11 protein-coding genes and 1 pseudogene are annotated in these 11,567 nt (G+C 51.8%); 8 read left to right on the top strand and 4 right to left on the bottom strand.

Translation table 11 applies throughout. From position 1 onward, the window contains the following. Both ACUU1I_RS03850 and ybhA read left to right on the top strand, forming a co-directional pair. A partial coding sequence (locus ACUU1I_RS03850; RefSeq protein WP_449144811.1) for a tyrosine-type recombinase/integrase occupies nt 1–578 on the top strand: 578 nt, incomplete at its 5' end. 235 nt (nt 579–813) lie between these two features. Continuing rightward, nucleotides 814–1,633: pseudogene (gene ybhA, locus ACUU1I_RS03845) on the top strand (bifunctional pyridoxal phosphate/fructose-1,6-bisphosphate phosphatase). Here the strand turns inward: ybhA and modC are convergent. The 4 genes from modC to acrZ all read right to left on the bottom strand — a co-directional run bounded on the left by modC (nt 1,634) and on the right by acrZ (nt 4,473). Then, on the bottom strand, nt 1,634–2,692 hold the full coding sequence (gene modC, locus ACUU1I_RS03840; protein WP_000891694.1) for a molybdenum ABC transporter ATP-binding protein ModC: 1,059 nt from the start codon (nt 2,690–2,692) through the stop codon (nt 1,634–1,636). 2 nt (nt 2,693–2,694) lie between these two features. Further along, nucleotides 2,695–3,384: a molybdate ABC transporter permease subunit gene (gene modB / locus ACUU1I_RS03835; RefSeq protein WP_000604036.1), complete on the bottom strand. Its 690-nt coding sequence runs from the start codon at nt 3,382–3,384 to the stop codon at nt 2,695–2,697. Next, the gene (gene modA, locus ACUU1I_RS03830; protein WP_000101994.1) at nt 3,384–4,157 is read right to left on the bottom strand and encodes a molybdate ABC transporter substrate-binding protein; all 774 of its coding nucleotides are present in this window, start codon (nt 4,155–4,157) and stop codon (nt 3,384–3,386) included. The genes modB and modA overlap by 1 nt, the downstream gene beginning before the upstream one ends. 166 nt (nt 4,158–4,323) lie before the next feature. Beyond that, nucleotides 4,324–4,473 (bottom strand): multidrug efflux pump accessory protein AcrZ, encoded by a 150-nt coding sequence (gene acrZ / locus ACUU1I_RS03825; protein ID WP_000891515.1) that lies wholly within the window; start codon nt 4,471–4,473, stop codon nt 4,324–4,326. A 128-nt stretch (nt 4,474–4,601) separates the two neighbouring features. On the opposite strand from acrZ, the gene modE reads away from it, so the two are divergent. From modE to galM, 6 genes are all read left to right on the top strand, one after another. Next, nucleotides 4,602–5,390 (top strand): molybdenum-dependent transcriptional regulator, encoded by a 789-nt coding sequence (modE, locus tag ACUU1I_RS03820; protein WP_001147439.1) that lies wholly within the window; start codon nt 4,602–4,604, stop codon nt 5,388–5,390. Nucleotides 5,391–5,457: 67 nt separating this feature from the next. Next, the gene (gene modF, locus ACUU1I_RS03815; protein ID WP_000096896.1) at nt 5,458–6,930 is read left to right on the top strand and encodes a molybdate ABC transporter ATP-binding protein ModF; all 1,473 of its coding nucleotides are present in this window, start codon (nt 5,458–5,460) and stop codon (nt 6,928–6,930) included. A gap of 260 nt (nt 6,931–7,190) precedes the next feature. Next, the gene (galE, locus tag ACUU1I_RS03810; protein ID WP_001265430.1) at nt 7,191–8,207 is read left to right on the top strand and encodes a UDP-glucose 4-epimerase GalE; all 1,017 of its coding nucleotides are present in this window, start codon (nt 7,191–7,193) and stop codon (nt 8,205–8,207) included. Nucleotides 8,208–8,216: 9 nt separating this feature from the next. Next, complete coding sequence (gene galT / locus ACUU1I_RS03805) at nt 8,217–9,263, top strand: galactose-1-phosphate uridylyltransferase (protein WP_000191508.1); 1,047 nt, start codon at nt 8,217–8,219, stop codon at nt 9,261–9,263. A gap of 3 nt (nt 9,264–9,266) precedes the next feature. Further along, nucleotides 9,267–10,415: a galactokinase gene (gene galK / locus ACUU1I_RS03800; protein WP_000053437.1), complete on the top strand. Its 1,149-nt coding sequence runs from the start codon at nt 9,267–9,269 to the stop codon at nt 10,413–10,415. Next, the gene (gene galM / locus ACUU1I_RS03795) at nt 10,409–11,449 is read left to right on the top strand and encodes a galactose-1-epimerase (RefSeq protein WP_000931412.1); all 1,041 of its coding nucleotides are present in this window, start codon (nt 10,409–10,411) and stop codon (nt 11,447–11,449) included. Before galK ends, galM begins: the two co-directional genes overlap by 7 nt. Nucleotides 11,450–11,567 lie beyond the last annotated feature (118 nt).

Here is an 11,567-nt window from a genome sequence, read left to right as displayed (position 1 = left end):
GTCTTGCCGAAGAAGATCCAGCTTCTGCAACCAGGCCATTCAGAACTGAAGTGAAGCGCAGTCGACTGTTAATTGACGAGTATCTGTTAATCAGGAAAATAGCAGACGTCCAGAACGAATGGTTCGGCCTTTGCATGGATCTTGCACTGGTAACAGGACAGCGCGAAGGAGATCTGGCGGCTATGAGATGGGAGGATATAAGAGATAGCAGGCTATACGTGGAACAACAAAAAACAGGGGCAAAAATTCGCATTTCTCTCCCCACCACGATTTCCAGATTGAATTTAACACTTGCCGATGTACTGGATAACTTGAAAAAAATAAACGGTAAAAACGAAAAGTTACTCGGAGGGAAGACAGCCAGGACAATCGCAGCACAGTTCAGGATTGCCCGAGACACATCCGGATTGAAATGGGAAGGTGACCCACCGCCATTTCATGAAATCCGAAGTTTATCCGGTCGCCTGCACTCAGCAGAAAAAGGCAGTGATTTCACTCAGGCGCACCTTGGACATCGTTCATCCAGCATGACGGATAAATACCGTGACGGACGAGGGAGGGAATGGAAAGACATTTAGAATTAATTTCGAATGATTTCGAAATACCACTTGTAATCAATTGATTATAAAGGATTAATTCATAAAGAGCATTTACTTCATGAATGCTCCTTTGCATTTAGCAACTGACTGTAACAGCTAAAATTAGTCGCTTTTGGCGGTGAATGCTGAATTAAAACGCAGAATTTTGTCCGATAGTGGTATCGGTGTACCATTCGCGCAGACGAAAATTCTTAACCTTAATCTGGAATACGCCATGACCACACGCGTGATTGCTCTCGACTTAGACGGCACCTTATTGACCCCGAAAAAGACCTTGCTTCCATCATCGATAGAAGCCCTGGCCCGCGCTCGCGAAGCAGGCTATCAATTAATCATCGTCACAGGTCGCCATCACGTCGCTATTCATCCTTTTTTATCAGGCGCTGGCGCTGGATACACCTGCTATTTGCTGTAATGGCACCTATTTGTATGATTATCATGCAAAAACCGTGCTGGAAGCGGACCCAATGCCCGTTAATAAAGCCCTGCAACTCATTGAGATGCTGAATGAACACCACATTCACGGTCTGATGTATGTCGATGATGCAATGGTCTATGAGCACCCGACCGGGCATGTCATTCGCACGTCTAACTGGGCGCAAACCCTGCCGCCGGAACAGCGTCCGACTTTCACACAAGTCGCTTCTCTGGCTGAAACGACGCAACAAGTTAACGCCGTATGGAAGTTCACCCTGACGCACGATGACCTGCCGCAATTGCAGCATTTTGGTAAGCATGTCGAACATGAACTGGGACTGGAGTGTGAATGGTCCTGGAACGATCAGGTTGATATTGCACACGGCGGCAACAGCAAAGGTAAACGTTTGACGAAATGGGTTGAGGCGCAAGGTTGGTCGATGGAAAACGTCGTGGCATTCGGCGATAACTTTAATGATATCAGTATGCTGGAAGCCGCTGGTACAGGCGTGGCGATGGGCAACGCCGATGACGCGGTAAAAGCGCGCGCCAACATTGTGATTGGTGATAACACCACCGACAGCATTGCCCAGTTCATTTATAGCCACCTGATTTAATCAGGCGGTTATCGACACACTTTTAATTTGCGCGTACAGCCACAGGCCAGGTTTGATCGCCAGTTCATCCCTGGCCCACGGGCTGATACGCGCCCACAGCGTTTTACCGCCGACTTCCAGCTCCACTTCCACCTGGCCGTTGTCGTCATAACTATTAACAACTTTTGCCCGCAATACGTTACGAATGCAGGTTTGCTGCGGCGGTTGTAAAACCAGAGAAACATCGGAAGCCTGAATGCGGATACGTAGCGCAGCTTGCAGCGGTTCGCCCAGCTTATTGACCCACAAATGCTGATCGCCCAGCGCCAGCGCGGTCATCGCGTAATGCGGATGATGCTCAAGCACCGTCACTTTCAGAATGCTACTTTGTTGCTCTTTCGGCAGCCACGGATTCATCACGCTACTGCCCCACACTTCCTCCAGCGCGCCAAAGGCTTTCACCTGACCGTTTTCCAGTACCATCACTCTGTCTGCCAGATGGAGGATCTCATCCAGCGAATGGCTGACATACAACATCGGAATGTTGATTTCCCGTGTCAGCCGTTGCAGATAAGGCAACAGTTCGCGTTTACGCGGAATATCCAGTGACGCCAGCGGTTCATCCAGCAACAGCAATTCCGGTGCTGTCAGCAAAGCCCGACCAATCGCCACGCGCTGTTTTTCGCCTCCGGACAGGCTGCCTGGTAAACGGTCAAGCAACGGTTCAATGCCTAAAAGCGCCACCAGCTTATCGAACTGATCGACCATACTTTTCGACATGCCGTAGCGCAGATTGCCACGCACTTTGTAATGCGGGAACAACCGCGCATCCTGAAAAACATAGCCAACACGACGCTTTTCCGGCGTCAGGCAGATACCTTTTTCGGCATCATTTAGTACCCGCCCATTGAGGACAATCCGCCCTTTTTGCGGGCGCGTCAGTCCACTGATGGCGTTAATCAGCGAAGTTTTTCCGGCACCGGAGACGCCAAAGATAGCAGTGATGCCATTGGCGGGCAGCGTTTCATTAATGGTCAGGCAATGGTTGCCCAACGTCTGGGAAAAATTCAGCTCCAGCATGATTAGCGCCCCGCCCGTTCACGGCTGATTCTGGCCAGCCATTCTGAAATCAACAGGGAGATCATCGCCAGCGCAATAGAAATAATGCACAGTCTCGCCGCGCCACTTTCCCCGCCGGGGGTCTGGATCAGGGTATACATGGCAGAAGGAATGGTTCGCGTTTCGCTAGGAATGTTCGACACAAAGGTGATGGTTGCACCAAACTCACCGAGAGAACGAGCAAAAGCCAGTACCGTACCAACAATAATTCCCGGTAAGGTCAGCGGTAACGTGATAGTAAAGAAAACGCGCCAGCGCCCGGCACCTAGTGTTCTTGCGGCCTGTTCCAGTTTGACATCAACCCCTTCCAGCGCCAGACGAATTGCCCGCACCATCAGCGGAAACGACATGACGGCGGCAGCGAGTACCGCGCCGCGCCAGCTAAAGGCGAAGGTAATACCAAACCAGTCATACAGACGTTCACCGATAAATCCGCGCCGTCCCATCGAAACTAATAATAAGTAACCGACGACCACGGGCGGTAACACCAGCGGTAGATGCAGTACGCTGTCGAGCAGAGCTTTGCCCGGAAACGTGCAACGCACCAGTAACCAGGCAAAAAAGATCCCAAACGGCAGGCTAAACAGCACAGCCAGGGAAGAAACTTTCAGGCTTAATAAAACTGCCTGCCATTCTGGATCGGTCAGTATCATTACTTGGTTGTAAATCCGTAACGTTTAAAGATTTCCGCTGCCTGCGGTCCCTTCAGATAATCATAAAATGCTTTCACTGTCGCATTGTTATGCCCTTCCACAACAGCAACCGGATATTCCACTTTTTTATGTGAATCTTCCGGGAAGGTGGCAACCACTTTTACCCCTTTGCTGGCAACTGCGTCAGAACCGTAGACAATGCCCAGAGGCGCTTCGTTACGTTCGACCAGCGCCAGCGCCCCACGAACATCTTCCGCTGGGGCCAGTTTCGGAGAGAGCGTATCCCATGCGCCCAGTTTTTGCAGTGCTTCTTTTGCATAAATGCCAGCGGGAACATGTTCCGGATCGCCAACCGCCAGGCGACCGCCATTCAGCAGCGAAGTCCAGTTAGTTTTGCTGTCGATGGTGAAATCTTTCTGCTCGCTGGCTTTCGGTGCTACAACGACCAGGCTATTGCCGAGCAGTGTCTGACGCGTAGCAGTATCGATCGCTTTTTTATCAACCGCATAATCCATCCATTTCTGATCGGCAGAAATAAACAGATCCGCAGGGGCACCCGCTTCAATCTGACGGGCGAGAGTAGATGACGAAGCGAAAGAAGAAACCACATCCACGCCTTTCTCTTTTTTATACTGCGTAGCAATGTCCTGCATTGCGTTAGTCAGTGATGCGGCGGCGAACACCGTGATTTTCCCTTCATCTGCCAGTGCATTACCAGCAACTGCGAAAGAGAGTGCCGCCCCGGCAAACAAGTTCAACCATTTACGAGCCATTGGTAACCCCTTAATGTAACGTTATGTAGGCGACAATATAACGACTAACTCGGAATTTTCCCAGCTGTTATTGCTAACCTTTGTGAGGTAGATAAGAAAAAATATCGGCAGGAAAAGCAGGAAGTTGAGAAAAAGAAAATGCCCGACTAAGCGGGCATTCAGGGAATCAATGATTTTGTCCGGGCTGGTCTTTTTTACCAACACCAGAAAAGATGTTGAATACTTCACCAAGACCGTAAATCAGACCCAGGATGATGGCCATCACGACAGGTACCATGATTACGGCGAATACCAGACTTTTTAATAACTCTAACATGGTCAACTCCAGATATAGTCATGAGACTATTCTAACCGCTAAGCACAGAAAAGCACTCCCCTTTTGTGCGGTCAGCTTTGCGTGGCGTTCGTTTTCCGTCACAATAAGACTTTTGCCAGGACATTGTTATGCAGGCCGAAATCCTTCTCACCCTTAAGCTCCAACAAAAATTATTCGCCGACCCGCGCCGCATTTCGCTACTAAAACACATTGCGCTTTCCGGTTCCATTAGCCAGGGAGCGAAAGATGCCGGTATCAGCTATAAAAGCGCCTGGGATGCCATTAACGAGATGAATCAGTTAAGTGAGCATATTCTGGTCGAGCGCGCAACAGGCGGTAAAGGTGGCGGAGGCGCAGTACTGACCCGCTATGGTCAGCGACTGATTCAGCTCTATGACTTACTGGCGCAAATCCAGCAAAAAGCCTTTGATGTGTTAAGTGATGATGACGCCCTGCCGCTGAACAGCCTGCTGGCCGCGATCTCACGTTTTTCACTGCAAACCAGCGCCCGTAACCAGTGGTTCGGTACCATCACCGCCCGCGATCATGATGACGTTCAACAGCATGTTGATGTCTTACTGGCTGACGGAAAAACACGCCTGAAAGTCGCAATTACCGCACAAAGCGGCGCACGTCTGGGGCTGGATGAAGGCAAAGAAGTGTTGATATTGCTAAAAGCGCCGTGGGTAGGCATTACTCAGGACGAAGCGGTCGCACAAAACGCCGACAACCAATTACCGGGTATTATTAGTCATATTGAGCGCGGCGCAGAGCAGTGCGAAGTATTAATGGCGCTACCCGACGGGCAAACACTGTGCGCCACAGTGCCGGTAAATGAAGCGACTTCTCTTCAGCAAGGGCAGAATGTCACGGCCTACTTTAATGCCGACAGCGTGATTATCGCCACGCTGTGCTAAGCGTGTTGACAATTTGTTATGAAACACGTATCCCTGTCAGTAATCGCTGCACAAAATGGGATATAAAATGTCATCGTTGCAAATTTTGCAAGGCACGTTTCGTCTTAGCGACACAAAAACGCTGCAATTGCCTCAGCTAACGTTAAACGCGGGTGATAGTTGGGCGTTTGTCGGTTCGAATGGAAGTGGAAAGTCGGCGCTGGCCCGCGCGCTGGCGGGGGAACTTCCGCTTTTGAAAGGTGAACGGCAAAGCCAGTTTTCCCACATCACTCGTCTCTCCTTCGAGCAATTGCAAAAGCTCGTCAGCGACGAATGGCAACGGAATAACACCGATATGCTCGGCCCTAGCGAAGATGACACCGGACGCACTACGGCTGAGATTATTCAGGATGAAGTAAAGGATGCACCGCGTTGCATGCAACTGGCGCAGCAGTTCGGTATTACCGCCCTCCTCGACCGACGCTTTAAATACCTTTCCACTGGCGAGACGCGAAAAACCCTGCTGTGTCAGGCGCTGATGTCGGAGCCTGACTTGTTGATTCTTGATGAGCCGTTCGATGGCCTGGATGTTGCCTCACGTCAGCAGCTGGCTGAGCGACTCGCCTCGTTACATCAGTCCGGTATTACTTTGGTACTGGTGCTCAATCGCTTCGATAAGATCCCGGAATTTGTCCAGTTTGCTGGCGTGCTGGCGGATTGTACGTTAGCGGAAACTGGCGCTAAAGAGGAACTGCTCCAGCAAGCACTCGTCGCGCAACTTGCGCATAGTGAACAGCTTGAAGGTGTGCAACTGCCGGAGCCGGATGAACCTTCAGCACGTCACGCCTTACCCGCCAACGAATCGCGCATTGTGCTGAACAATGGCGTGGTTTCTTATAATGATCGCCCCATTCTTAATAACCTTAGCTGGCAGGTGAATCCAGGCGAACACTGGCAAATTGTCGGGCCAAATGGCGCGGGAAAATCGACGTTATTAAGCCTGATTACTGGCGATCATCCGCAAGGTTACAGCAACGATTTGACGCTTTTCGGCCGACGTCGCGGCAGCAGCGAAACCATCTGGGACATCAAAAAGCATATCGGTTACGTCAGCAGTAGTTTGCATCTGGATTACCGGGTCAGCACTACCGTGCGTAATGTGATTCTTTCTGGCTATTTTGATTCGATTGGCATTTATCAGGCCGTTTCGGATCGCCAGCAAAAACTGGTGCAGCAGTGGCTGGATATTCTCGGCATTGATAAACACACGGCTGACGCTCCGTTCCATAGTCTTTCCTGGGGACAGCAGCGTCTGGCGCTGATCGTCCGCGCACTGGTGAAACATCCGACGTTGCTTATTCTCGATGAACCACTACAGGGGCTTGATCCGCTCAATCGCCAACTTATCCGCCGTTTTGTTGATGTGCTGATTAGCGAAGGTGAAACGCAATTGTTGTTTGTTTCGCACCACGCTGAAGATGCGCCTGCCTGTATTACCCATCGCCTTGAGTTCGTGCCGGACGGTGGACTCTATCGCTATGTGCTGACAAAAATATATTGAGTCGGTAGTGCTGACCTTGCCGGAGGCGGCCTAAGCGCCCTCTCCGGCCAACGGTTCGACGCATGCAGGCATGAAACCGCTTCTTTTTTCAGATAAAAAGCGCAATCATTCATAAACCCTCTGTTTTATAATCACTTAATCGCGCATAAAAAACGGCTAAATTCTTGTGTAAACGATTCCACTAATTTATTCCATGTCACACTTTTCGCATCTTTGTTATGCTATGGTTATTTCATACCATAAGCCTAATGGAGCGAATTATGAGAGTTCTGGTTACCGGTGGTAGCGGTTACATTGGAAGTCATACCTGCGTGCAATTACTGCAAAACGGTCATGATGTCATCATTCTTGATAACCTCTGTAACAGTAAGCGCAGCGTACTGCCTGTTATCGAGCGTTTAGGCGGCAAACATCCAACGTTTGTTGAAGGCGATATTCGTAACGAAGCGTTGATGACCGAGATCCTGCACGATCACGCTATCGACACCGTGATCCACTTCGCCGGGCTGAAAGCCGTCGCCGAATCGGTACAAAAACCGCTGGAATATTACGACAACAATGTCAACGGCACTCTGCGCCTGATTAGCGCCATGCGCGCCGCTAACGTCAAAAACTTTATTTTTAGCTCCTCCGCCACCGTTTATGGCGATCAGCCCCAAATTCCATACGTTGAAAGCTTCCCGACCGGCACACCGCAAAGCCCTTATGGCAAAAGCAAATTGATGGTGGAACAGATCCTCACCGACCTGCAAAAAGCCCAGCCGGACTGGAGCATTGCCCTGCTGCGCTACTTCAACCCGGTTGGCGCGCATCCGTCGGGCGATATGGGCGAAGATCCGCAAGGCATTCCGAATAACCTGATGCCATACATCGCCCAAGTTGCTGTAGGCCGTCGCGACTCGCTGGCGATTTTTGGTAACGATTATCCGACCGAAGATGGTACTGGCGTACGCGATTACATCCACGTAATGGATCTGGCGGACGGTCACGTCGTGGCGATGGAAAAACTGGCGAACAAGCCAGGCGTACACATCTACAACCTCGGTGCTGGCGTAGGCAGCAGCGTGCTGGACGTGGTTAATGCCTTCAGCAAAGCCTGCGGCAAACCGGTTAACTATCATTTTGCACCGCGTCGCGAAGGCGACCTTCCGGCCTACTGGGCGGACGCCAGCAAAGCCGACCGTGAACTGAACTGGCGCGTAACGCGCACACTCGATGAAATGGCGCAGGACACCTGGCACTGGCAGTCACGCCATCCACAGGGATATCCCGATTAAGGAACGACCATGACGCAATTTAATCCCGTTGATCATCCACATCGCCGCTACAACCCGCTCACCGGGCAATGGATTCTGGTTTCACCGCACCGCGCTAAGCGCCCCTGGCAGGGGGCGCAGGAAACGCCAGCCAAACAGGTGTTACCTGCGCACGATCCAGATTGCTTCCTCTGCGCAGGTAATGTGCGGGTGACAGGCGATAAAAACCCCGATTACACCGGGACTTACGTTTTCACTAATGACTTTGCGGCCTTGATGTCTGACACGCCAGATGCGCCAGAAAGCAACGATCCTTTGATGCGTTGCCAGAGCGCGCGCGGTACCAGCCGGGTGATCTGCTTTTCACCGGATCACAGTAAAACGTTGCCAGAACTGAGCGTTGCGGCATTGACGGAAATCGTCAAAACCTGGCAGGAGCAAACCGCAGAGCTGGGAAAAACGTACCCGTGGGTGCAGGTCTTTGAAAACAAAGGTGCGGCGATGGGCTGCTCTAACCCGCATCCGCACGGACAGATTTGGGCAAATAGCTTCCTGCCTAACGAAGCTGAGCGCGAAGACCGCCTGCAAAAAGAATATTTTGCCGAACAGAAATCACCAATGCTGGTGGATTATGTTCAGCGCGAGCTGGCAGACGGTAGCCGTACCGTTGTCGAAACCGAACACTGGTTAGCCGTTGTGCCTTACTGGGCTGCCTGGCCGTTCGAAACGCTACTGCTGCCCAAAGCCCACGTTTTGCGGATCACCGATTTGACCGACGCCCAGCGCAGCGATTTGGCGCTGGCGTTGAAAAAGCTGACCAGTCGTTATGACAACCTCTTCCAGTGCTCCTTCCCCTACTCTATGGGCTGGCACGGCGCACCATTTAATGGCGAAGAGAATCAACACTGGCAGCTGCACGCGCACTTTTATCCGCCTCTGCTGCGCTCCGCCACCGTACGTAAATTTATGGTTGGTTATGAAATGCTGGCAGAGACCCAGCGAGACCTGACCGCAGAACAGGCAGCAGAGCGTTTGCGCGCAGTCAGCGATATCCATTTTCGCGAATCCGGAGTGTAAGAAATGAGTCTGAAAGAAAAAACACAATCTCTGTTTGCCAACGCATTTGGCTACCCTGCCACTCACACCATTCAGGCGCCTGGCCGCGTGAATTTGATTGGTGAACACACCGACTACAACGACGGTTTCGTTCTGCCCTGCGCGATTGATTATCAAACCGTGATCAGCTGTGCACCACGCGATGACCGTAAAGTTCGCGTGATGGCAGCCGATTATGAAAATCAGCTCGACGAGTTTTCCCTCAATGCGCCCATTGTCGCGCATGAAAACTATCAATGGGCGAACTACGTTCGTGGCGTGGTGAAACATCTGCAACTGCGTAACAACAGCTTCGGCGGTGTGGACATGGTGATCAGCGGCAATGTGCCGCAGGGTGCCGGGTTAAGTTCTTCCGCTTCACTGGAAGTCGCGGTCGGAACCGTATTGCAGCAGCTTTATCATCTGCCGCTGGACGGCGCACAAATCGCGCTTAACGGTCAGGAAGCAGAAAACCAGTTTGTTGGCTGTAACTGCGGGATCATGGATCAGCTAATTTCCGCACTCGGCAAGAAAGATCATGCCTTGCTGATTGACTGCCGCTCACTGGGGACTAAAGCAGTTTCCATGCCGAAAGGTGTGGCTGTCGTCATCATCAACAGTAACTTCAAACGTACCCTGGTTGGCAGCGAATACAACACCCGTCGTGAACAGTGCGAAACCGGTGCGCGTTTCTTCCAGCAGCCAGCTCTGCGCGATGTCACCATTGAAGAGTTCAACGCTGTTGCACATGAGCTGGACCCAATCGTGGCGAAACGCGTGCGTCATATCCTGACTGAAAACGCCCGCACCGTTGAAGCTGCCAGCGCGCTGGAGCAAGGCGACCTGAAACGTATGGGCGAGTTGATGGCGGAGTCTCATGCCTCTATGCGCGATGATTTCGAAATCACCGTGCCGCAAATTGACACTCTGGTAGAAATCGTCAAAGCTGTGATTGGCGACAAAGGTGGCGTACGCATGACCGGCGGCGGATTTGGCGGCTGTATCGTCGCGCTGATCCCGGAAGAGCTGGTGCCTGCCGTACAGCAAGCTGTCGCTGAACAATATGAAGCAAAAACAGGTATTAAAGAGACTTTTTACGTTTGTAAACCATCACAAGGAGCAGGACAGTGCTGAACGAAACTCCCGCACTGGCACCCGATGGTCAGCCGTACCGACTGTTAACTTTGCGTAACAACGCAGGGATGGTAGTCACGCTGATGGACTGGGGTGCGACTTTACTTTCCGCCCGTATTCCGCTTTCCGATGGCAGCGTCCGCGAGGCGCTGCTCGGCTGTGCCAGTCCGGAATGCTATCAGGATCAGGCTGCGTTTCTGGGGGCCTCTATTGGTCGTTATACCAACCGCATCGCCAATAGTCGTTATACCTTTGACGGTGAAACCGTGACGCTTTCGCCAAGCCAGGGCGTTAACCAGCTGCACGGCGGCCCGGAAGGGTTCGACAAACGTCGCTGGCAGATTGTGAACCAGAACGATCGTCAGGTGCTGTTTGCCCTGAGTTCAGATGATGGCGATCAGGGCTTCCCGGGTAATCTCGGCGCGACGGTGCAATATCGTCTGACCGACGATAACCGTATCTCCATTACTTATCGCGCCACAGTTGATAAACCTTGCCCGGTGAATATGACTAATCACGTCTATTTCAATCTTGACGGCGAGCAGTCTGACGTGCGCAATCACAAGTTGCAGATTCTGGCGGACGAATATCTTCCGGTTGATGAAGGCGGCATTCCGCACGACGGCTTGAAATCTGTCGCCGGAACGTCTTTTGATTTCCGCAGCGCCAAAATCATCGCCAGTGAGTTTCTTGCCGACGACGATCAGCGCAAAGTGAAAGGTTACGATCACGCATTCTTGTTACAGGCCAAAGGCGATGGCAAGAAAGTGGCGGCGCATGTCTGGTCAGCAGATGAAAAATTACAGCTGAAGGTCTACACCACCGCTCCGGCTCTTCAATTCTACTCCGGCAACTTCCTCGGCGGCACACCGTCGCGGGGAACCGAACCTTACGCCGACTGGCAAGGGCTGGCGTTGGAAAGCGAGTTTCTGCCGGACAGCCCGAACCACCCTGAATGGCCGCAACCGGACTGCTTCCTGCGTCCTGGCGAAGAGTATTCCAGCCTGACGGAATATCAGTTTATTGCTGAGTAATGTTAAGCCCTCGTCATGAGGGCTTTATCTTCATATTGTTCAAATCACCAGCAAACACCGACATATTTGCAACTCAATATTCACAACAACCTTACACTGCGCCACTATTTTCGCTATG

The organism is Shigella sp. SIG3 (assembly GCF_053555855.1).
This window is presented reverse-complemented; position numbering and strand designations above follow the sequence as displayed.

Excerpts from the sequence above, each read along its gene's own strand:
- modE (WP_001147439.1), top strand. The coding sequence starts at position 4,602 with ATGCAGGCCGAAATCCTTCTCACCCTTAAGCTCCAACAAAAATTATTC.
- modC (WP_000891694.1), bottom strand. The coding sequence starts at position 2,692 with ATGCTGGAGCTGAATTTTTCCCAGACGTTGGGCAACCATTGCCTGACC.
- galE (WP_001265430.1), top strand. The coding sequence starts at position 7,191 with ATGAGAGTTCTGGTTACCGGTGGTAGCGGTTACATTGGAAGTCATACC.
- modB (WP_000604036.1), bottom strand. The coding sequence starts at position 3,384 with ATGATACTGACCGATCCAGAATGGCAGGCAGTTTTATTAAGCCTGAAA.
- modF (WP_000096896.1), top strand. The coding sequence starts at position 5,458 with ATGTCATCGTTGCAAATTTTGCAAGGCACGTTTCGTCTTAGCGACACA.
- acrZ (WP_000891515.1), bottom strand. The coding sequence starts at position 4,473 with ATGTTAGAGTTATTAAAAAGTCTGGTATTCGCCGTAATCATGGTACCT.
- galK (WP_000053437.1), top strand. The coding sequence starts at position 9,267 with ATGAGTCTGAAAGAAAAAACACAATCTCTGTTTGCCAACGCATTTGGC.
- modA (WP_000101994.1), bottom strand. The coding sequence starts at position 4,157 with ATGGCTCGTAAATGGTTGAACTTGTTTGCCGGGGCGGCACTCTCTTTC.
- galT (WP_000191508.1), top strand. The coding sequence starts at position 8,217 with ATGACGCAATTTAATCCCGTTGATCATCCACATCGCCGCTACAACCCG.